This window comes from Sphingobacterium lactis (genome assembly GCF_011046555.1).
GTDB lineage: Bacteria > Bacteroidota > Bacteroidia > Sphingobacteriales > Sphingobacteriaceae > Sphingobacterium > Sphingobacterium lactis.
The window spans coordinates 3,990,158-4,011,002 of the sequence record NZ_CP049246.1; the positions used below are offsets into that span (position 1 = coordinate 3,990,158).

Genomic DNA, 20,845 nt, shown 5'->3' on the forward strand with positions numbered 1-20,845 from the left:
GCCTTAAGAAAAATATAGCAAAACAATCGACTGATATTCAGAAGATTTAACAAAAAAATTAAAAATATTTATTTTCTTGGGTTACCTTTTCAGGTATTGGGTATTAAGAATTAAATAAACAAATTTGTTTCAACTAAAATAGAAAATTAAAAATGAAAAATTTATTCAAATTCGGATTCTTAGGTTTAGCATTAACTATCGCTGTTGCTTCTTGTAACAACGCTGAAACTAAAACTGAAGCTACTGCTGACTCTTTGTCAAATGCAGTTGATTCAACTACTGAAGTAGTAGCTGATTCAATCGAAAACGTAGCTGATTCAGTTCGTGCAACTGGTGACTCTATCTCTGATTCATTGAAAAACGTTCAATAATCCGAATAAAAACTAGAAATACAAAAGAAGCCCGTTTTTTAACGGGCTTCTTTTGTTTAGATGTGAGTATTGAGATGTGAGATTTGAGATAGAAAGCGTCATACCCCTTCCCCGATGGTACATTACAGAAGTATTTGGAAATGGTAACGGACGTTCTCTATTAAACTTTAGGATAGTTACTCAAACTTCATCTTGTACTGCCCTAGGCAAGAAGCTCTTCACTTCTCTCCAATATCTTCAAATAACACATCTCCACTTTATTTCTTAAATACACAAATCCCAAAATAATTCCTCAGTTCTGTCCCATCCTTTCCAGCGTCATTATCACCCCCACTGTCTCACATCTCACATCTCAAATCTAATCCTCATATTATTCCTTTCCAGCGTCCAATTTCACCCCCACTGTCTCACATCTCACATCTCAAATCTCAAATCTATTTCTTACTTTTGCGCAATACAAAAGAAAATAGCATGACATTATCTCCCCTAACTGCTATCACTCCAATTGATGGTAGGTATTACAATAACACCAAAGACTTATCGAATTACTTTTCTGAGTTCGCCTTGATAAAATACCGTGTTTTGGTTGAGGTTGAGTATTTTATCGCGTTATGTGGTTCCGGGATTCCTCAGTTGAGCCATTTCGACGGAAGTCTGAACAACAAATTGCGGGATCTATACCGCAACTTCAGCTTGGAAGATGCGCAATGGATTAAGGATACCGAAAAGGTGACCAACCATGATGTTAAAGCGGTGGAATATTTTCTGAAGAACGAGTTTGAAAAATTAGGGCTGTCGGATTCCTTGGAGTTCATCCACTTTGGTTTGACATCCCAGGACATCAACAATACGGCTATTCCACATTCCTGGAAAGATGCCCTCCAAGAGGTGTACAATCCAGCCATTACGGAATTGGTCGACGAACTGAAGAAATTGAGCACGGAGTGGGAAAATGTATCGATGCTGGCCCGTACGCATGGACAGCCGGCCTCTCCTACGCGTTTAGGGAAAGAGATCAAGGTCTTCATCGAACGGATCGAGAAACAACTGGAATTATTGAAATCCATCCCTTTCTCCGCTAAGTTCGGTGGTGCTACCGGAAACTTCAACGCGCATTTTGTGGCCTATCCAAACCACGATTGGGTAGCATTCGGAAACAGTTTTGTCAATGAGACATTGGGACTTGACCGATCCCAAACCACCACGCAGATCGAACACTACGATAATTTTGCGGCGAGCTGTGATAACCTGAAACGCATCAACAACATCATTATCGACTTATGTCGTGATGTGTGGACCTATATTTCCATGGATTACTTCAAGCAGAAGATCACTGCTGGACAGATTGGATCCTCAGCGATGCCACATAAGGTGAATCCGATCGACTTTGAAAACGCAGAAGGAAATCTTGGGCTTGCTAATGCTGTGCTGGAGCATTTAGCAGCGAAGTTACCGATCTCCAGACTACAACGTGACCTAACGGACTCGACAGTCCTTCGAAATATCGGCGTTCCTTTCGCCTACACACTGATTGCAATAAAATCTACCTTACGAGGTCTTCGCAAGTTGATCTTGAACGAGGCAGCATTCCAGGCGGATCTGGAGAACAACTGGGCAGTTGTTGCAGAAGCGATCCAAACGATCCTTCGTCGTGAGGGCTATCCTAAACCATACGAAGCCTTGAAAGACCTCACACGTACCAATGCGCACGTGACACAGGCGACCATTGCTTCATTTGTGGACGGATTGGCCGTTTCCGATGAGGTAAAAGCAGAGATCAAAGCCATTAGCCCGAGCAATTATACGGGTGTGAAGCTATAAGCTTTGACGAAGCAATGACGTACCGCAATAGGGAATTGCAGTATATTTGTTTTTTATTTAGAAATTGAACACATGGCAACAATAAACGTATATACAGAGAGTACTCCGAACCCGGCGACGATGAAGTTCTTGGTGAACAAGTTATTGATCAACGGTAGTTTGGATTATCCAGATAAGGAAAAAGCACAGGAATCTGCCTTCGCAAGGGAATTGTTCAAATTCAACTTCGTGAACGGTGTATTCTTTGCGAGCAACTTCGTAACCATCACCAAAACGGAAGATGCGGAATGGTCGGATATCGAAGCGCTATTGAAAGAATTCGTTAAGGGTGCTGTAGAATCTGAGCTTGCAGTAAAACCGGTTGAACACTCGGAAGAAGTGGTATTCGAAGGTTCTGATGTAGAGGTGAAGATCCAACAGGTATTGCACGATTATGTTCGCCCAGCGGTTGAGCAGGATGGTGGCGCAATTGCCTACAAATCTTTCGACAGTGGTATTGTAACGGTTGAACTTCGCGGTTCATGCTCCGGATGTCCATCTTCGACCATTACACTAAAGGCAGGAATCGAAGGCTTGCTAAAACGCATGGTTCCGGAAGTAGAAGAAGTTGTTGCGAACGCAATGTAAGAACTGGCCCTAAGCCAAAGAACAATATATTGAGGTCTGGAGTAATTTCCAGACCTTTTTTTGTGCTGTACTGCGCCAGAGTTAGCACTGGAACTTAAACCCCACTCCACGTATGGATAGGATTTGGATGGTTCATTAATCCAAAACCAATTATAGCCAAACCTATCCTCAGGATTAATAATTTCGCAATAAGGTTAAGGGGTTTTTCGGAATCCCTTCATGGTGTTTTCGAAATTGTGGATTGTTAGGAAATTATGGAGTTATCCCCGCTGGAAAAGGGCAAATAATTCAGGATTATAAGGTCCACTCCATTAAAAATCACTACCTTTATCGGCAAAATAATTGAAATATTATACTTAAAATGAGTGCAGACATAAACAAACTAGAACAGATCGCTTCGCAGGTAAGAAGAGACATTGTTCGCATGGTGCATGCTTGCCAATCCGGACACCCAGGAGGATCATTGGGCTGTACGGATTATTTTGTGGCATTGTACTTTCATGCGATGAAACATGACCCATCTTTCAACATGGATGGCATCGGTGAGGACTTATTCTTCTTGTCCAACGGGCATATTTCTCCGGTATTCTACAGTACATTGGCACGGGCTGGATATTTTCCAGTGAGTGAGCTGTCGACTTTCCGTAAGATCAATTCCCGTTTACAGGGACACCCGACTACGCACGAGCACCTTCCGGGAATCCGTGTGGCTTCAGGTTCTTTGGGACAGGGTCTTTCCGTAGCGTTGGGTGCTGCCCAAGCGAAGAAATTAAACAAGGACAACAGCCTGGTTTATGTATTGATGGGAGACGGTGAGTTGCAAGAAGGTCAAGTTTGGGAAGCAGCTATGTATGCTCCTCACAATAAAATGGACAATATCATTGCCGCAGTGGATTACAACCGCGCACAGATCGATGGTTCTACAGACGAAGTGTTGAACCTGGGTAACCTACGTGCGAAATGGGAAGCATTCGGATGGGATGTATTGGAAGTGGACAACGGAAACGATATGACAGCAGTCATTGCCGGTCTTGATGAAGCAAAATCTCGTACCGGAAAAGGCAAACCGGTGATTATCCTATTGCATACCGAAATGGGATCCGGTGTTGACTTTATGATGGGTTCACATAAATGGCACGGTGTTGCTCCAAATGACGAACAGTTGGAGACGGCGTTAAACCAAATTCCTAGAACTATCGGCGATTATTAATATTAGTTTAGACGTTTTTTTTGGGAGGCATACTTCCCAAATACAAGCCTCATAAAATGAAAAAATACACTTATACAGAATCAAAAGATACACGTTCAGGTTTTGGTGCCGGTTTATTGGAAGCGGGCCAAAAGAATGAGAACGTAGTAGCCTTATGTGCTGACTTGATCGGTTCATTGAAAATGAACGACTTTATAAAAGCATTTCCTGAGCGCTTTTTCCAGATCGGTATTGCGGAAGCAAACATGATGGGTATTGCGGCAGGTCTTACCATTGGTGGTAAAATCCCTTTCACAGGTACATTTGCCAACTTCTCTACCGGTCGTGTTTACGATCAGATCCGTCAATCCATTGCCTACTCGGGTAAGAACGTGAAGATCTGTGCCTCACACGCTGGTTTAACGCTGGGTGAAGATGGTGCAACACACCAGATCTTGGAGGACATCGGATTAATGAAGATGTTACCTGGTATGACAGTGATCAATCCATGTGACTACAACCAAACAAAAGCGGCTACTATTGCGTTAGTAGAGCATGAGGGTCCGGTTTACTTGCGTTTCGGCCGTCCTGTTGTTCCTAACTTTACACCTGCGGACCAGAAGTTCGAAATCGGAAAGGCGATTATGTTGAACGAAGGTACGGATGTGACGATCGTTGCGACAGGTCACTTGGTATGGGAAGCCATCCAAGCGGGTGAGGAATTGGAGAAATTAGGCATCAGTGCTGAAATCATCAACATCCACACGATCAAACCATTGGACGATGAGGCGATCTTGAAATCGGTAACGAAGACAGGATGTATCGTTACGGCTGAAGAGCACAACCGTCTTGGCGGATTGGGTGACAGCGTAGCGCAATTATTGGCCAAACAATTACCGACTCCTCAAGAATATGTAGCGGTTGACGATAGCTTCGGTGAATCGGGTACACCAGCACAATTGATGGAGAAATACGGATTGAACGCTGCAAACATTGTCAATGCAGTGCGCAAAGTAATTACAAGAAAATAAATCATATGGAAGATTCCCTGATTATTGCCAAGTTTGCTGACGAGAGCACTCGCGAAGAGGCTTTCCGCTTACTGCTTAAAAAATATCAGCAGAAAATCTATTGGCATGTCAGAAGAATGGTCATCGATCATGACGATGCCGATGATGTTGTTCAGGATATTTTTATCAAGGTGTGGCGCAATCTGGAGAAATTCAGGGAAGATTCTCAATTATACACCTGGCTGTACCGCATCGCGACAAACGAGTGTATTACCTTCTTGAACAAGAAAAAACAGAAGCAGAGTGTTTCATTGGATGATGAATCCTCTGCTTATCTTTCCGATTCACTTGCCGATGGGGCTTATTTCAATGGCGATAAGGCGCAGATGAAACTTCAACAGGCCTTGCTCACCCTACCGGATAAACAACGCTTGGTCTTCAACATGAAATATTTTGAGGACATGAAGTATGAAGAGATCTCCAATGTATTGGGCACAAGTGTTGGGGCATTGAAAGCCTCATACCATTTAGCAGTGAAGAAAATAGAGAACTTTTTTGCCAGCAACGATTAAACCTTTGCAGGGCAAAAGCATCTATTATGGTACTATGAAAGAAAACAACACATATCACGAAAATTTGGAAGGCAACAACTTACCTAATTCGTTGCGTGTCAACCCTTTCATTGTACCTAAAAATTACTTTGAGGAGTTAGCTGACCGAACACTTTTCCTAGCGAGATTAGACCAACTGTCCACTGCAGGCAAAGTATCGGGATTCAGTGTTCCGGAAGACTTTTTTAAAAATCAAGCCAGCCAACTCATCAGCCAGATCAAGATCGATCAAATCGATGCTGCGGCCTTTACCGTTCCAGCGAATTACTTCGATCAACTCGGCGAGCAAGTTTTAGGACAAGTGAAGATTGATGGCCTACAAGATGAAGCGGATGTACCTGCCGGGTATTTTGAGCAATTGAGCTCCCGCATCATGGATCGCATTCAGGAAGAAGAAGAAGTAGCGTTCAGCCTGGAGCTGCAAGACACGGGTTTCACGGTTCCAGAAGGGTATTTTGACGCTGCAGAAGAGGAAATCTTGGCGAATGTTGCTGTAGAAGAGTTACAAGGTTTGGTAAAATCGGATGGTTTTACGGTTCCAAACAGTTATTTTGATCAATTATCTAATAATATTTTAGAACAAGTTCAAGATAAAAAAGTTATTTCCTTACCTTCACGTGAAGAACGTAAGGAGAAAACTCCCGCAAAGCGAGGAAAGGTATATGCCTGGTTTACAACAGCGGCGGCAGCCTGCGTAGCAGCAGTTATTGGCCTATCCGTCTATAACGGTGCGGAAAACAAACCTATGGAAGTTGAACCTGTGGCATTGAATGACATTCCTGAAGAGGAGATCATCAATTACCTATCCAGCTATAGCGATGCTTCCGACTTGGAATATATTGCAGAATATATCTATCAGCCTGAGGAAACAAAAGGCGTCGGAACAGGGATCGATGAGGACGTTTTAGAAGATTATCTAAATTATACTTTATAATAATGGTTCGTTTAAAACATATAATTTCAATGATTTGCTTGATCTGTTTGGCATTCGTGGCCAATGGTCAATCTCGTCAGGAGAGATTTGAGGCCATTGAGCGACAGAAAGTTGCCTTTATTTCCAAGCAACTTCGATTGACTCCTGCGGAAGCCCAACGCTTCTTCCCCTTGTACAATCAATACTCCAATGAGATTAGAGCTGTAAAGTCGAAGAAATCCAGGGGTGCCAATCGTCCTGAGCGAGGCAACTCATTCAGATCTGGAGACGTCATTGAATACGATGCCCAAGAGGTCAATATAAAAAAGGAATACCGTTCTAAATTTGCCGATGTCATCGGCCAATCCAGAGCTTCCCAATTCTTCTCGGTCGAGCAGGAATTTATAGAACTCTTGTATAAAGAACTCAATAGTCGAAACAAACATTAAAGAAAGAAGCTCCAAATTAGAGCTTCTTTTCTTTTATAGCTACCTTTGCCCCATCATGATCAATAATAGAGCGCTTTTTTTACAGAATACCGCACAGACATCGGATTCGCCACGTTTGTTGGAGATCGAACGTGCTGAAGGTATCTACCTATATGGCCCACAGGGTGAAAAATACATGGATCTGGTTTCTGGATTCAACGTGAGTAACATTGGCCACCGCCACCCGCGGGTGCTGCAGGCCATCGAGGAACAATTGGCGAAGTTCATGCATGTGACGGTCTATGGTGAATTCGTCCAGGCTCCACAGGTGATGTTCGCTACGGAACTACTGGCGGTGCTGCCGGAAAGTTTTGGATCAGTCTATTTCACGAATTCCGGTGCGGAAGCGGTGGAAGGGTCCATGAAGATCGCGAAGAAGTTTACCGGGCGCCGAGAAATCATTGCTGCCCGTGAAGCCTATCATGGCAGCACACAGGGAGCCTTGAGCCTGATCGGCAATGATGCCTACCGCGAAGCCTACGCTCCGCTCCTACCCGACATTTCCTTTATCGATTACAATAGCCAAACGGATCTTGCCGCAATTACCGAGCGCACCGCAGCGGTCATCGTTGAAGCCATCCAAGGCGAGGCAGGTGTCCGTGTACCGACGGCAACCTATATGAAAGCCCTTCGTGAGAAATGCACCGAGACCGGAGCCCTATTGATATTCGATGAGATTCAGACCGGGTTTGGACGCACCGGGAAACTTTTTGCGTTTGAACACTTTGGGATTGTCCCTGATATCCTGATGTTGGCTAAAGGCATCGGTGGTGGTATGCCTTTGGGGGCATTCGTGGCACCGAAGGAAATTATGGATGTCATCAAGGCCAACCCGATGCTGGGGCATATTACGACCTTTGGGGGCCATCCGGTTAGCTGTGCTTCGGCTAGGGCGTCACTTCAGGTCATCCAGGAGGAAAACCTGGTTCCAGCCGTGGAAGCCAAGGCGGCGTTGTTCCGTTCGGAACTGGCAATCCCACAGATTCGTGAAATCCGCGGTTTGGGGCTCATGATGTGCCTGCAATTGGACAACTTTGACCAGGTATACCAGGTCAGCAATTACTGTGCATCCAAAGGACTTATTATCGACTGGTATCTCCACTGTGAAACAGCCCTACGCATCGCTCCGCCATTGACGATAACGGAAGATGAAATCCGGGAAGCCTGCAAAATTATCCGCGAAGCAATTGCCAAATTCTGTTAGAATAATTAACTTGCTTATACGATATCAACCTAAAAGCAGAACATGAACGACAGAAGAGATTTTTTAAAGAAAAGCTTGTTGACCCTTGGCGCAGCAGGACTAACGGGTTCTTTGGCCCAGGCATTTAATTTCTCAACAGGAGCAAAAGCTAAAATATCCATTAAAAAAGGAGATGTTATCCTTTTTCAGGGCGACTCCATTACCGATGCAGGCAGGAAGCGCGACAACCTGAATCCAAATGACAGCAATGCCTTCGGGAATGGCTATGCCTTCATGGCTGCCAGTACTCTTTTGAATAAACATGCCGATAAAGACCTCAAGGTATATAATCGCGGGATCAGCGGAAACCGTGTTCCCGACCTATTGGGTCGTTGGCAAACCGATGCCCTTGAGCTGAAACCTACCATCCTGAGCATCATGATCGGGGTAAATGACTTCTGGCGCACGAAAGATCGCGGAGCGGTCAATACGCCCGAGCAATATAAAGCCCAGTACAAGGAATTGTTGGACAAGACCGTATCGGCCTTGCCTGGTGTCAAGTTGATATTAATCGAACCCTTTGGCGTGAACAATGTAAAACATGTAAAGGACGACTGGTATCCGGAGTTCCCAAAATACCAACAGGTGGTCAAAGAATTGGCTCAGGAATATAAAGCGGTATTCCTACCGTATCAACAGGTTTTTGATCAGGCCTTGAAAAGAAATGCCAATGGTGCTCACTGGACTACAGACGGTGTGCATACCACGATGGCTGGAGCCAATTTGATGGCTGAAGCTTGGTTGAATTTGGTTTCCTAAAAAAACTCATAAAGTAAATCCCTGCCTTAATGGATCAAGCTCAAGAAGCATGGAACCGATTAAGGCAGGGATTATATATTTCCGATCTCTCCTAGCGAGCTAGACGACGCGAACCAATAGTCCTTTTAGATACTCCCCTTCCGGAAAAGATGCCCGAACCGGATGGTCTTCGGGTTGGCAGAATTGATAGATGTATTGAATTTCCTTGCCAGCATCCAATGCTGCCCATGCAATCACCTGCTTGAAGGTCTCGATATCCATCGCCCCCGAACAGGAGAATGTGGCCAGAATTCCACCGCTATTCAATAGCAGCAATCCCCTTCTATTTAAATCCTTATACGCACGCGATGCTTTTTCCAATGTGGAGCGTGATGGTGCATATTTCGGGGGATCCAGAACGATCAGGTCAAATTTTTCACCCTGCTCGCCCAATTCTCGCAAATATTTATTCACATCGGATTGCACTGCACTATGTTTATCGGCTGCAAAGCCATTCTTCTGTACATTGCTCTTCAGGGTTTCGATCGCCAAAGCCGAACTGTCCACCGAAGTCACCGATTGTGCCCCCTGACGAAACGCATTCAGCGTAAATCCACCGGAATAGCAAAAACAGTCGAGCACCTTCTTATCCTTGGCATAACGTGCAGTGATGGCACGGTTCTCCCGTTGGTCGCAATAGAATCCGGATTTCTGCCCCTCTACGATATTTACCTGGTAATGGATTCCATTTTCCACGATCTCCACAAACTCCGGCGGCACCTCTCCGTAACGCTTCCCGTTGCTATCGGGAAGGCCTTCGTATTCCCGAGACTTCAGGTCCGAACGCTCATATATTCCTTTTGGGTGCAGGAGCTGCACCAACTCATCGACAATAATATCTTTCACGGATTCCGTTCCGGCCGCATGCACCTGAATGGAAATATAATCCGCATATTTATCGGCAATCAATCCCGGAAGAAAATCCGCTTCGGCAAAGATCAGACGAAGGGTATCATTCTCTTCATTCAGCAGGGCCAATCGTTTATTCACGGCTTTGGCCACGCGTGCTCTCCACCATTGCTCATTGATTTCCTTGCTTGGATCCCATTCCAACAAACGAACCGCAACCCTGGATTTGGCATTGTACATACCATAGGCAATAAATTCATCTTCATTATTGAATACAGCGACAATATCACCATTCTTTGGATGGTCAACCGTACTTTTTATCGCACCGGAAAATACCCATGGATGTAATTGCCAGGCAGCCTTATCCTTGCCTTTATTCAGGATTATTTTTTTCATGGCAACAAAAATAGGGAGAATTGAAAAAAATGAACCGGACTTTCTGCATAAATTTTCAATAGACCCTAAAAAATTTAACAATTCGACCTAGGATTTAACCGCAATATTTTCCGTATAATTGATTAAGCATCACTAACTTATTTAATAAAGCCATGAAACCTACCAAAGTACTTGCAGCCTTGTGGCTTGCCTGTACCCCATTGTGGTACAGTTGCCAGCAGAAATCGCACCTCCTCAACCAAGATCAGACAGCGATTTCGGATTCGACCTACCATTCGGTAGAGTTGGTCGAGCGTTACGGAGAGCTAACAGCCTTTGATGAGGTGATGCAGCTTTTTCCCGATCAAATGGTCTATGTGATGTTCTGGAAAAGCACGTGCGAAGAATGTACAGCAGAGTTCAGCAGCATCCCCGAGCTGAGCACTTTTGCGCAGAAGAACGGTATAGTGCCGCTCTATATTTCCCTGGACAGGGATAGCGATGCGAAGTTATGGGAAGAAACGATCGAGGTGAACGAACTGACGGGAAAGCATATCCGTGCAAACCGCCAATTGGCAGCGGATATCCGCGAACGGTTTGAAATGGAAAGTAGCGGACGGAATACCTTCCAAGTTCCCTTCTACATCATCCTTAAAAATGGAAAGATTGTCAAATTGGGTGCTGAAAGTCCCCGATCCAAAAAACGATTGCAGGAGCAATTGCAATCCTTCAAAATAAGAAAGGAGGCCTAAGGCCTCCTTCCCGTTATTGATGGTTCAATAAGTACTGTTTAAATTCTGTATAATCCACTTTCATAGGCTCTGCCAATTTCGGCTTGTCGGCCAAATCTTCGGCTCCCTTCGGTAGCTTGACGGCTTTAAAAACATCCGGATCAATAGCCTCTGGAAACTTGCACGGATGGGCCGTGGATAGGAATACCGATGCATATTCACCTGGATGAGCTTGTCGATACGCCTGCGAAGCCAAATAGGCAATCGCCGTATGCGGACAAGCAACATAACCGTACTGCGCAAACAGATCTTTCATGCCAGCTACCGTCTGCTCATCGTCAAATGTATAGGCGCTCACCAGATCCTTCAGTCCGTTTACATCCTGATCGAAAAGATCTTGGATCCGGACCCAGTTGCTGGGGTTACCGACATCCATGGCATTGGCAAGCGTTTGCACCGATGGCTTGGGCGCATAGCTGCCTGAATCCAAGAACCTTGGTACCGTATCATTGACATTGGTTCCTGCCACGAAATGGCGAACAGGTAACCCCATTTTATAGGCCAGTAAACCGGCGCCGATATTCCCAAAGTTGCCACTCGGAACAGTAAAAACAACTTGATCCATTCCCTGGGATTTCAATTGGGCGTAGGCCCAGAAATAATAGAAGGTCTGTGGAATGAGTCGGGCGATATTGATGGAATTGGCCGAGGTCAGGCGCAGCACCGCATTCAATTCCGGATCGTTGAAAGCTTCCTTGACCAGTGCCTGGCAATCGTCAAAGGTACCATCGACCTCCAAGGCGCGGATATTCTGCCCATTGGTGGTCAGCTGCTCCTCCTGAACCTTAGATACTTTCCCTTTTGGATACAGAATGGTAACGCGGGTGCCTGCTACGCCGAGGAAACCCAAGGCGACAGCGCCACCCGTATCCCCCGAAGTAGCGACCAGTACATCCAGAAGCTGATCGCCCTGTTTGGAATAATAGCCCATTACACGGCTCATAAATCGAGCGCCGAAATCCTTAAACGCATAGGAAGGACCATGAAAGAGCTCCAGAACCGCGGTCTCTGCACTCAGAAATCTGACCGGAGCTTCGAAGTTAATAGCATCCTGGATGATCGCCTTAAGATCCTTGGCAGGAATATCATCACCGATAATGGCCTTAGCGACTTCAAAGGCAATTTCCTGAAAGGAATACTGCTGGATATGTTTGATGAAATAGGGATCCAACTGCGGAATATTTTCAGGCATATAGAGCCCTTTGTCCTTAGGCAGGGAGTTAAAAACAGCTTCCTGGAAGGATACCCGTAAATCTTTATTGTTCGTACTGTAAAATTGCATGTCGTAAAATTTAGGTTTAAGATTTGGCGAGAACACGAGGCCCATCCCCATTCACTGCGGATACAAATTGCAGGCTATCGATTCCATGTGCGGTCAGGTGTGCTTGGATCCGATCTACGGCCTGCTGTGCAGCTTCAGCACCGCGACTGATGGCCACCACCGAAGGTCCGGATCCGGATATACCAAAGGCCAAGGCGCCAGCTTCCATTGCAATCCGCTTCATTTCGTAGAATTCCGGGATCAGGATGGCTCGGGTCGGTTCGATCAGCACATCCTGCATGCTGCGTCCGATGAGGTCATAGTCTTTTTCATACAGTCCGGCAATCAGACCGGCAATATTACCCCACTGCACCACGGCATCTTTCAGGGCAACTTTCTCCTTGATCAACTGCCGTGCATCACGCGTCGGCACGTCGACCTGTGGAAATACGATCCCAGCGACCAACTCTTCAGGAACCGGCAACTTCTGGATATCCAGTGGTGAATAGCCTTTGATCAGGGTGATCCCGCCCAACAGGGCCGGCGCAACATTATCGGCATGGCCATGCCCACAGGCCAAGCGTTCACCCTCTACACAATACGGCATCAATTCTTCCCTCGAGAGTGGTTCGCCCAATAGGGCATTGATCGCGAACAGCCCCGCAACGGTACTCGCGGAACTCGATCCCAATCCACTACCTATCGGCATATGCTTGGTCAACTCGATTTCAACACCTAGCTGATCGGCCAGGCCCAGATCGCTCAGTAACATCTTGACACATGCACTCACGGTATTCCGATCGGCATCCAAAGGCAAGCGGCCATCGTCACCCTTTATCGAACGGATCCGAACACCTGGCTCTGCAACGCGCTCCATGTAGACCTCATCCCCCGGTTTATCGACGGCGAACCCAAGTATATCGAAACCACAGATCATATTGGCTACGGTTGCCGGTGCAAATACCCGTACTTCATGTAATGCGCGGGCCAGGTCCACCCGCTTTTCCTGTATATTATTTTCTACTATTGACATGGTTATAAGTTTATGCTCCAACATTCACTAGATCGGCAAAGACACCACCAGCAGTCACTTCTGCCCCAGCACCGGGCCCTTTAACCACCAACGGCCGTTCCTTATAGCGCTCCGTTGTAAACGAGATGATATTATCACTCCCCGATAGGGCATAGAAAGGGTGCTGCTCATCCACCATCTGCAAGCTGATCGATACCTTTCCGTCTTCCAAGGTTCCGATATAGCGGATTACCTTGCCCTGTTGCGCTGCATCTGTTTTTAAAGCATTGAAATAATCCTCCGATTTCAGGAGTTCCGCATAGAACTCATCCACCGAAGTAGCTTTTAAGCAGTTTTCCGGCAGGATATTCCCCAACGCGACCTCATCGGCCTCAATAGGGTAACCGGCATCGCGCGCCAGGATCAGCATTTTTCGCATAAAATCAATGCCGCCCAGGTCATCACGAGGGTCAGGCTCGGTATAGCCCAATTCCTGCGCTTTCTTGACAACATCATAAAACGATGCATCTCCTTTGAAGTTATTAAAGATATAGGAAATCGTTCCGGACAGGATCGCTTCGATGCGCAAGAGGCGGTCACCGCTCATCATCAGGTCCTTCAGCACCCGTACGATCGGCAATCCCGCACCTACATTCGTTTCATAAAAGAAATCAACACCATGCTTGCGTGCCGTCTCATGCAGCATCTTGTATTGTGCATAATCGCCTGAATTCGCAATCTTGTTACAGGTCACGATGGAGATATTGGATTTAAAAATGCTCTCGTAATAAGTCGATGGCAGCTTGCTGGCTGTATTGTCGATGAAGACACAGTTCGGCAGGTTCATGGCCTGCATGGTCGCAATAAAAGATCCCAGATCAGCCACCTCACCATGCTGTTCTACGGTCTCTTTCCAATTCGCGAGGTCAATGCCCTCCGTATTGAAATACATCCTTCTGGAATTGGCGATGCCGACCACCTTAATCTCCACATCATTCTGCTCCAGCAGAAAATCATGCTGCTTGTGCAATTGGTTGAATAGTGTAGAACCGATATTACCGGTACCCACATTGAAGACATATAAGGTTTTCTTCAACTCGGCAAAAAACGCATCATGGACCGCATTCAGGGCCTTGGAGAGATCCTCTTTATTGATGATAACGGATATATTGAACTCTGATGATCCCTGCGCAATTGCCCGCACATTGATACCGTTACGCCCGAGCGCATGGAAGAGCTTCCCGGACATACCAGGCGTGCGCTTCATGTGCTCCCCTACGATCGCGAGAATCGATAGGTTATCTTCAATTACCGGCATGCTGAGCTTATTCGCCAGCAGCTCCAGTTCGAATTCATTCTGAATCAATAGTTTTGCCTTTTGCGCATCGTTTGGATTGACGGCAAAGGTAATGCTATGCTCGGATGACGACTGCGTGATCAGGATTACATTTATCTGCTCACGCGCCAATAACGTAAAAAGACGCCCGCTGAATCCAGATTTCCCGACCATTCCACTACCAGTCAAGTTCAGTACCGACACATCCGAGATGGAGGAAATTCCTTTAATGGGGTATGCCGATTTCTCCGTTTCGAACTGTATGGTCGTTCCGGCAAGTTCCGGTTCGAAAGTATTGCGGATAACAATCGGAATTTTCTTCATGAAAGCGGGAACCATGGTTGGCGGGTAAATTACCTTTGCCCCGAAATAGGACAATTCCATCGCTTCGGTATAGGAAAGCACAGGGAGGGAGAACGCTTTCTTGACGATCCGCGGATCGGCGGTCAACATGCCATTCACATCTGTCCAGATTTCAATCGCTGATGCATTCAGCACCGAACCGAATATGGCCGCTGTGTAATCGGAGCCTCCACGGCCCAGGGTCGTCATCCGCCCCTCTTCGTTGGAACCGATAAATCCTGTTACAAAGAGGAGTTTACCGGCATGGGTCTGTGCAAGGGCCTGAATCAGTTGCGTTGTCAATGGTTCATTCAGGTGCGCATTGCCGAAATTGGAATCCGTTTTCACATAATAGGATGCATTGATGTATTCGGAGACGGGAATTTCCTGTTCCATAATCTTGGCGACCAAATAATTGCTACAACGCTCGCCATAGGAGATGATGAGGTCCTTACTCTGATTGCTCAACTCCTTGAGGGATGCTACACCCTGCAGCAGATCCTCCAATTCATTCATCAGAAGTTTCAGGCGCGTCAGTACGGGATTCTGGAATTTGACCGCGATCAACTTCTTTACGACGTCAAAATGTTTTTCTTCCAAGTCCTTCAGATCATCTTGGAAGGGTTTGCCCTGTGATGCATCCTCAGCCATCTTCGTCAATAGGTTGGTGACACCTGACATAGCTGATAATACCACCAAGGGTTGCTCTCCTGCTTCATAGGACTTCTTGACGATGCCAAGAACGGCCTTGATACTTTCTACGGAACCTACGGATGTCCCGCCAAATTTTAGGATTTTCATGTTTTTACGTTACTGTTTATATACTGTTAGTTTTGTTGCTGAAAATAAAAAAGCCCTCCTCGAAATGAGGAAGGCTTCTAATATCTGTACTAATTACTATACAATAGAATTACTTCCTCCGTGCTATATTCCCGGTGGTAATAATAATTGTAATAGTAATAGATGTGTTTAACATGTAAATTTGATTTCTATTTCTCAAATATATTAACATTTTCCATCTAATAGGCATGTTTCATTAAAAAAATTAAAAAAATAACGAAATCAAGGTATAAAGCTGTTTAATGGAAGATAATCGAGAATTTTTTTAGAATTTGTAGTCGAAAATCTAGGTTTTGTAAATGTTAAAAGTGTTAAAAGTTTGTTAAAAAGGGACAATTTTGTTTTGATTTCTATACAGTATGTATTAGATTTGCTTCAGCTCGTTTGAAAAATGACAATAAAAAGAAGATTTTCAAGGAGTTTAAGGTTGTATAAAAAAGCGATTTAATGAAAACAAAGAAACTAGTGGCAGTGATGCTCTTCATAGGCTTATGTCTATTCTCGCAGGCTCAAACGAATCAAAAGTCCTCTGATCCTGACAATCTAGCTAAAGAATACTTCTCTCAAATCATGGGCGTTGCTTCAAACGCTACTACGAACACGAAACTTTATCAATTTGTATATGAATGGTTGGGTACTCCATACCGTTTAGGTGGTGATTCCCGTCGTGGAATTGACTGTTCCAAATTTTCACTAGCGGTTTATGAAAATGTTTTCAATACCACTATTGGATACAACAGCCGCAACCAGTATGCAAATGTTACTCCAGTTCGCAAGAACGATCTACAAGCTGGGGATTTGGTGTTCTTCAAGATCAGAAGTAGAAGCATCACACACGTAGGTGTATATTTAGGCGATGATAAATTCGCACATGCCTCATCCAGCCGTGGCGTTATGGTGAGCGACCTGAACGAAGCCTATTGGAAGCGTTATTACTACAACGGCGGTCGTCCTAAAGTAGAAGACAACAGAATCATGACAGCGGATGCCAACCCGAAAGAGAAAAGCAACCTGAACTAAGATTCTTCACAAGAAATTATAAAAATAAAGTCCGAATGCCGTTGCATTCGGACTTTATTTTTTAAAAGATTTGCTAAATTTACCCCTGAACAAATAAGCGACAATGTCATCAAAGAAAACACTCATTCTTAATAAGGATCAGATCCGCCAAAAGTCTAGACGCATTGCCTACCAGATCATCGAAGACAACTTCGATGAACCTGCCATTGTACTTGTGGGCATCGCTGACCGTGGCTATGTATTTGCCCAACGTTTGCAGAAGTTGTTAGCGGAGATTGCTCCCGATAAATCCATCGAATTGCTCCGTGTGAACATACAGAAGTCCAAGCGCAGTTTGGAGTCCAGCACAGATGCAAACATTGACATCGCAAAGAATAAGGTGGTCATCCTGATCGATGATGTACTGAACAGTGGCCGGACATTGGCGTATGGCTTGGGAGTATTCTTGAACGTCCCGTTGAAGCGCATGCGTACGGCGGTACTGATCGACCGCAGTCACCACCAATTCCCCGTATTCAGTGATTATTATGGCCTTAAGCTCTCCACTATCCTTAAGGAACATGTGGAAGTCCAACTTGAGGAATACGACAATACAGAAGATGCGGCCTATTTATCATAAGCCGCATCTTGCGTTTTTGGACCTTGGTTAGTCTATCCTAACTCTTTCCTTTATATATTTTCAATTTCTGCCCGATCTTCAGGTGCGACCCGCGGATGTTGTTATCCGCTTTGATCTTCGTAACGGTAGCTCCACGATGTTTATCGGCAATACCTGATAGGGTATCCCCACGCTTCACGGTATAGGAAACATAACTTGGCGCAGCGCGCTCTGTCTTTTCTGCTTTAGCCCTATTCGCCGCGATCACATTCTTGGTCAGCTTTTCATCCAAAGGTTTCGCCACGGCAATTGTTCGGCCCACAATGGCGGAACGAGAAGTCAGGTTATTCCACGCCATCAGGTTCTGTACCGACACATTATACTTTTTGGCAATGGACTGTAGGGTCTCGCCACGGACCACGCGGTGCTCACGCTCATCTTCCAATACGGCAATCGCTTGCTGTACGGCAGGATTGGCCTGATTGTTCAAGGCCGCATAGATCAGCGAATCACTCATGCTCTCGTTATACGGAATGACCAATCGTCTTGGTTTCTCTGGAGTTGCTTGCACAACCCCTTTCTTATAGGCTGGGTTTAACTGTTTGATCAGGTCGGAGCTACAGGTTAGCGCGTTGGCAAGACTCGCTAAATTGACCGATTTATCCAACATCAACACCTTGTTTCCTGCCTGCAATTCATGCTCCTTGGGATTTAATCCGTAAAGTTCCGCATGGTTCAGCACGTAGGTCATTGCGATGTATTTGGGAATGTAATTCTGTGTTTCTTTGGGAAGGAAAGGCGACAACTCCCAATAGCTCGGGTTTCGTAGACCGGAGCGCACAATCGCGCGACGGACGCATCCCCTACCGCAGTTGTAGGATGCCAGTGCCAATACCCAGTCATTGAACTCATCATAGGCTTCCTTGAGGTAGGAAGCGACGGCATATGTAGATGAATAGACATCCTTACGCTCATCGTAGTAGCTGTCCATATTCAGGTTGTACACCTTTGCCGTACCGTAGATAAACTGCCATGGACCAACGGCACCTGAAGTGGAAACCGTATGGGGATCAAGGGAGGATTCCACCACGGAAAGGTATCGCGCTTCCAATGGAATGCCCTGCTCCTGAAAGATCTGGTCATAGATCGGGAAATAGTACGAGCTAAGTCCCAAGAGCTTCTCCATATAAGGTTTGTAGTTCCTGGAGATATACTTATCCAGGTACGCTTTTACCCGGGCATTGTATTCCAGGGGTATGGTTTTTTGGAGTCGCTGGATCCGCTGGGCAATATTGACATCCTCATCCGTAAACTGTACGCCATTACCGGCTACCTGTTTTACGGAATCCAACATCATATGGGTCCGCTCTTTATCCTGCGTAATCTGATCCAGGACGGATGTCTGGAACGTTTCTGTGAATTGGCTCGGATCTACCGTAATTTCCTGGGCATGTCCGAATCCGCATACACCTAAGCCTATTGTAACTAGGAAACTAATTTTTTTGTTCATAAGTATTATTCGTACTGTTAAACTCGAAGGGTTAGTTCTTCGCTTATCGTTGGCATCATTAGCCGACACCGCTTGGTTAGCATTCATAAAAAAAGTTCCATCAGACAGTGATTGTCTGATGAAACTTTGTAAGCTTCTTTAATGATGTAGATTAACGTTGATTGTTAACTGTATCATTATTCGTTGTAGTTGTTGTCGTTGTATTTGCGTTGTTTTCCGCATCAGGACCGTCTTTTTGGCCTTCTTTGAATTCTTTCACGCCACGTCCCAATCCACGCATCAATTCAGGAATTTTCTTACCCCCAAATAACAATAACACGATGACCACGATAATAATAATTTCGTTGGTACCAATAAATAATAATCCTGATGTATACATATGCTACTAATTTTCTGTTTCTTCCGCGTTGGAATATCTAACAAATATAAATATTAATTCTTTATAAACCTGTAACTATCTTGCTATCCAGCTAGATGGGTTCATGGATGTTGTTCCTTTGTACACGCTGAGATCGATGTAGGAATATCCTACTTCTGGGTCAGAATCTGCCGATCCGATCACGGTACCCGTAGAAATCTTCTGTCCTTTGCGCACAGAAACCGATTTCAGATTCGAGTATGCAGTCAGGTATTCACCATGTTGAACGACCACAGCATAACTACCGATATTGATAACTTGTAACACGGTTCCTTCGAATACGGTCTTCACCGGTGCTCCATCGGAGGTGCGGATACGGATGTAATCATAGAAGTCACGTACGCCACGTTCCACTGTAACGGAGCCGTAGTTCCGTACCACGGAACCCTGTCCTACCGGCCATGGCAAACGTCCGCGGTTGGACGAGAAGCCTGCAGATAGCTTGGTTGCCTCCGGCGAGTTATTCAGTACGGATGAACCTGTTTTCTTCTCAATTTTCTTCTCTGCCTCGGCCACTGTCGTTCCGGCTTTCTTCGCAGCTTCTTCCGCCAATTTCTTGCGGCGGGCTTCCTCTGCGCGTCGAGCGGCTTCTACCTCGCGTGCGATGGCGGTTTTGATGGCCGCATCCAGGCGTTTCTTCTCTTGCTGTTTCTTGGTCAACTGTCCACGGAATGTGCGTTCTTCACGCGCCAATTGGTTCAACTCCTGCGAGTGGGCTGCCCTATCCTTGGCAATGGTATTGCGCTCCGCTTCTTGTTCCTTCAACAGCGCCTGTTGCGTCTTCTTATCCTGTTCCAATTGGGCAATCTTCAGCTCGATCTGTTTCTTCGTCCCCTCGATCTCCGCAACCTTTACCTTACGGGCATCCGTAAACTGCTGCAGGTACTTCACCCGGCGGAATGCCTGATTAAAGTCTTTCGAGGCAAAAATAAACATCATCTTGTTATAGGCGTTCTTGTTCCGGAAAGCGAAAAGGATCATTTTCTCATAATCCTGTCTCATTTTCTCGAGTTCGGCCTTAAGCTTATCGACAATCTTATTATTGGAATTGATGTTCTGGTTGATGATGCGCAGCTCGGAGTTGATGGTGCTGATCTTGTTTTCCCGAAGGTCCAATTGCTTGCTCAGGGCAGCTACTTCTTTCTGGGACAACAATTTCTCCCTGGTCTTAGCACTCAATACCTTCTGTAATTCAGCAATTTCCCTATCGATACGTTCCCTTTGCTTCTTCAACTCCAAACTACTCTGCCCGAAGCTGAGACCAACAAAAAATAATAGTGAAAATATACTTAGTGCTATCTTTTTAAAATCCATGAACTGCTAAATTTCTATCGTACTGATTTTTTCAGAAATCCAAAAATAAGGATATCAACAATACGAAAATAATAAAAACACAATTTCTTTGCTGAATGTGCCTTCTTA

At 45.4% G+C, this 20,845-nt stretch carries 20 protein-coding genes; 13 read left to right on the forward strand and 7 right to left on the reverse strand.

The window, feature by feature from the left end; genetic code table 11:
• Positions 1-152: 152 nt before the first annotated feature.
• From G6N79_RS17320 to G6N79_RS17365, 10 genes are all read left to right on the forward strand, one after another.
• Positions 153-371: a hypothetical protein gene (locus G6N79_RS17320; protein WP_103905858.1), complete on the forward strand. Its 219-nt coding sequence runs from the start codon at positions 153-155 to the stop codon at positions 369-371.
• Between the two features lie 471 nt (positions 372-842).
• On the forward strand, positions 843-2,192 hold the full coding sequence (gene purB / locus G6N79_RS17325; protein WP_103905859.1) for an adenylosuccinate lyase: 1,350 nt from the start codon (positions 843-845) through the stop codon (positions 2,190-2,192).
• A 72-nt stretch (positions 2,193-2,264) separates the two neighbouring features.
• Positions 2,265-2,819: a NifU family protein gene (locus G6N79_RS17330; protein WP_103905860.1), complete on the forward strand. Its 555-nt coding sequence runs from the start codon at positions 2,265-2,267 to the stop codon at positions 2,817-2,819.
• A 361-nt stretch (positions 2,820-3,180) separates the two neighbouring features.
• The gene (locus tag G6N79_RS17335; RefSeq protein ID WP_103905861.1) at positions 3,181-4,029 is read left to right on the forward strand and encodes a transketolase; all 849 of its coding nucleotides are present in this window, start codon (positions 3,181-3,183) and stop codon (positions 4,027-4,029) included.
• 56 nt (positions 4,030-4,085) lie between these two features.
• Positions 4,086-5,039 (forward strand): transketolase family protein, encoded by a 954-nt coding sequence (locus G6N79_RS17340; RefSeq protein ID WP_103905862.1) that lies wholly within the window; start codon positions 4,086-4,088, stop codon positions 5,037-5,039.
• A 5-nt stretch (positions 5,040-5,044) separates the two neighbouring features.
• Positions 5,045-5,590, forward strand: a complete 546-nt coding sequence (locus G6N79_RS17345) for an RNA polymerase sigma factor (RefSeq protein ID WP_103905863.1) — start codon at positions 5,045-5,047, stop codon at positions 5,588-5,590.
• A 34-nt stretch (positions 5,591-5,624) separates the two neighbouring features.
• Complete coding sequence (locus tag G6N79_RS17350) at positions 5,625-6,563, forward strand: hypothetical protein (RefSeq protein WP_146060599.1); 939 nt, start codon at positions 5,625-5,627, stop codon at positions 6,561-6,563.
• A gap of 29 nt (positions 6,564-6,592) precedes the next feature.
• On the forward strand, positions 6,593-6,991 hold the full coding sequence (locus G6N79_RS17355) for a hypothetical protein (RefSeq protein WP_234993176.1): 399 nt from the start codon (positions 6,593-6,595) through the stop codon (positions 6,989-6,991).
• Between the two features lie 55 nt (positions 6,992-7,046).
• Positions 7,047-8,234, forward strand: a complete 1,188-nt coding sequence (locus G6N79_RS17360) for an aspartate aminotransferase family protein (protein WP_103905866.1) — start codon at positions 7,047-7,049, stop codon at positions 8,232-8,234.
• Between the two features lie 42 nt (positions 8,235-8,276).
• Positions 8,277-9,032, forward strand: coding sequence for an SGNH/GDSL hydrolase family protein (locus G6N79_RS17365; protein ID WP_103905867.1), 756 nt, complete (start codon positions 8,277-8,279; stop codon positions 9,030-9,032).
• Positions 9,033-9,131: 99 nt separating this feature from the next.
• Here G6N79_RS17365 and G6N79_RS17370 read toward each other — a convergent pair whose 3' ends face one another.
• On the reverse strand, positions 9,132-10,316 hold the full coding sequence (locus G6N79_RS17370) for a class I SAM-dependent rRNA methyltransferase (protein ID WP_103905868.1): 1,185 nt from the start codon (positions 10,314-10,316) through the stop codon (positions 9,132-9,134).
• 152 nt (positions 10,317-10,468) lie between these two features.
• Between G6N79_RS17370 and G6N79_RS17375 the strand changes: the two genes are divergently transcribed.
• Complete coding sequence (locus tag G6N79_RS17375) at positions 10,469-11,047, forward strand: TlpA family protein disulfide reductase (RefSeq protein ID WP_103905869.1); 579 nt, start codon at positions 10,469-10,471, stop codon at positions 11,045-11,047.
• A gap of 13 nt (positions 11,048-11,060) precedes the next feature.
• On the opposite strand, the gene thrC is transcribed toward G6N79_RS17375, so the two are convergent.
• The 3 genes from thrC to thrA are packed head-to-tail and all read right to left on the reverse strand — an operon-like array spanning position 11,061 to position 15,838.
• Positions 11,061-12,368, reverse strand: a complete 1,308-nt coding sequence (thrC, locus tag G6N79_RS17380; protein WP_103905870.1) for a threonine synthase — start codon at positions 12,366-12,368, stop codon at positions 11,061-11,063.
• 16 nt (positions 12,369-12,384) lie between these two features.
• Positions 12,385-13,380 carry a homoserine kinase gene (locus tag G6N79_RS17385; protein ID WP_234993177.1) on the reverse strand — a complete coding sequence of 332 codons (996 nt, stop codon included), beginning with the start codon at positions 13,378-13,380 and terminating at the stop codon, positions 12,385-12,387.
• A 10-nt stretch (positions 13,381-13,390) separates the two neighbouring features.
• A complete protein-coding gene (thrA, locus tag G6N79_RS17390) occupies positions 13,391-15,838 on the reverse strand; it encodes a bifunctional aspartate kinase/homoserine dehydrogenase I (RefSeq protein WP_103905872.1) in 2,448 nt (815 codons plus the stop codon).
• A 486-nt stretch (positions 15,839-16,324) separates the two neighbouring features.
• Between thrA and G6N79_RS17395 the strand changes: the two genes are divergently transcribed.
• Both G6N79_RS17395 and G6N79_RS17400 read left to right on the forward strand, forming a co-directional pair.
• A complete protein-coding gene (locus G6N79_RS17395; RefSeq protein ID WP_103905873.1) occupies positions 16,325-16,897 on the forward strand; it encodes a C40 family peptidase in 573 nt (190 codons plus the stop codon).
• A gap of 103 nt (positions 16,898-17,000) precedes the next feature.
• On the forward strand, positions 17,001-17,516 hold the full coding sequence (locus G6N79_RS17400) for a phosphoribosyltransferase family protein (protein WP_103905874.1): 516 nt from the start codon (positions 17,001-17,003) through the stop codon (positions 17,514-17,516).
• Between the two features lie 37 nt (positions 17,517-17,553).
• Here G6N79_RS17400 and G6N79_RS17405 read toward each other — a convergent pair whose 3' ends face one another.
• The 3 genes from G6N79_RS17405 to G6N79_RS17415 all read right to left on the reverse strand — a co-directional run bounded on the left by G6N79_RS17405 (position 17,554) and on the right by G6N79_RS17415 (position 20,737).
• Positions 17,554-19,005 carry a lytic transglycosylase domain-containing protein gene (locus G6N79_RS17405; protein WP_160003685.1) on the reverse strand — a complete coding sequence of 484 codons (1,452 nt, stop codon included), beginning with the start codon at positions 19,003-19,005 and terminating at the stop codon, positions 17,554-17,556.
• Positions 19,006-19,156: 151 nt separating this feature from the next.
• Entirely contained in the window at positions 19,157-19,384 is a 228-nt protein-coding gene (gene tatA / locus G6N79_RS17410; protein WP_103905876.1) for a twin-arginine translocase TatA/TatE family subunit, read from the reverse strand.
• A 75-nt stretch (positions 19,385-19,459) separates the two neighbouring features.
• On the reverse strand, positions 19,460-20,737 hold the full coding sequence (locus G6N79_RS17415) for a murein hydrolase activator EnvC family protein (protein WP_103905877.1): 1,278 nt from the start codon (positions 20,735-20,737) through the stop codon (positions 19,460-19,462).
• Between the last annotated feature and the right edge of the window lie 108 nt (positions 20,738-20,845).

Bases quoted from the DNA above. Each gene is read 5' to 3' on its own strand.
- G6N79_RS17320 (WP_103905858.1), top strand. From the start codon at position 153: ATGAAAAATTTATTCAAATTCGGATTCTTAGGTTTAGCATTAACTATC.
- purB (WP_103905859.1), top strand. From the start codon at position 843: ATGACATTATCTCCCCTAACTGCTATCACTCCAATTGATGGTAGGTAT.
- G6N79_RS17330 (WP_103905860.1), top strand. From the start codon at position 2,265: ATGGCAACAATAAACGTATATACAGAGAGTACTCCGAACCCGGCGACG.
- G6N79_RS17335 (WP_103905861.1), top strand. From the start codon at position 3,181: ATGAGTGCAGACATAAACAAACTAGAACAGATCGCTTCGCAGGTAAGA.
- G6N79_RS17340 (WP_103905862.1), top strand. From the start codon at position 4,086: ATGAAAAAATACACTTATACAGAATCAAAAGATACACGTTCAGGTTTT.
- G6N79_RS17345 (WP_103905863.1), top strand. From the start codon at position 5,045: ATGGAAGATTCCCTGATTATTGCCAAGTTTGCTGACGAGAGCACTCGC.
- G6N79_RS17350 (WP_146060599.1), top strand. From the start codon at position 5,625: ATGAAAGAAAACAACACATATCACGAAAATTTGGAAGGCAACAACTTA.
- G6N79_RS17355 (WP_234993176.1), top strand. From the start codon at position 6,593: ATGATTTGCTTGATCTGTTTGGCATTCGTGGCCAATGGTCAATCTCGT.
- G6N79_RS17360 (WP_103905866.1), top strand. From the start codon at position 7,047: ATGATCAATAATAGAGCGCTTTTTTTACAGAATACCGCACAGACATCG.
- G6N79_RS17365 (WP_103905867.1), top strand. From the start codon at position 8,277: ATGAACGACAGAAGAGATTTTTTAAAGAAAAGCTTGTTGACCCTTGGC.
- G6N79_RS17370 (WP_103905868.1), bottom strand. From the start codon at position 10,316: ATGAAAAAAATAATCCTGAATAAAGGCAAGGATAAGGCTGCCTGGCAA.
- G6N79_RS17375 (WP_103905869.1), top strand. From the start codon at position 10,469: ATGAAACCTACCAAAGTACTTGCAGCCTTGTGGCTTGCCTGTACCCCA.
- thrC (WP_103905870.1), bottom strand. From the start codon at position 12,368: ATGCAATTTTACAGTACGAACAATAAAGATTTACGGGTATCCTTCCAG.
- G6N79_RS17385 (WP_234993177.1), bottom strand. From the start codon at position 13,380: ATGTCAATAGTAGAAAATAATATACAGGAAAAGCGGGTGGACCTGGCC.
- thrA (WP_103905872.1), bottom strand. From the start codon at position 15,838: ATGAAAATCCTAAAATTTGGCGGGACATCCGTAGGTTCCGTAGAAAGT.
- G6N79_RS17395 (WP_103905873.1), top strand. From the start codon at position 16,325: ATGAAAACAAAGAAACTAGTGGCAGTGATGCTCTTCATAGGCTTATGT.
- G6N79_RS17400 (WP_103905874.1), top strand. From the start codon at position 17,001: ATGTCATCAAAGAAAACACTCATTCTTAATAAGGATCAGATCCGCCAA.
- G6N79_RS17405 (WP_160003685.1), bottom strand. From the start codon at position 19,005: ATGAACAAAAAAATTAGTTTCCTAGTTACAATAGGCTTAGGTGTATGC.
- tatA (WP_103905876.1), bottom strand. From the start codon at position 19,384: ATGTATACATCAGGATTATTATTTATTGGTACCAACGAAATTATTATT.
- G6N79_RS17415 (WP_103905877.1), bottom strand. From the start codon at position 20,737: ATGGATTTTAAAAAGATAGCACTAAGTATATTTTCACTATTATTTTTT.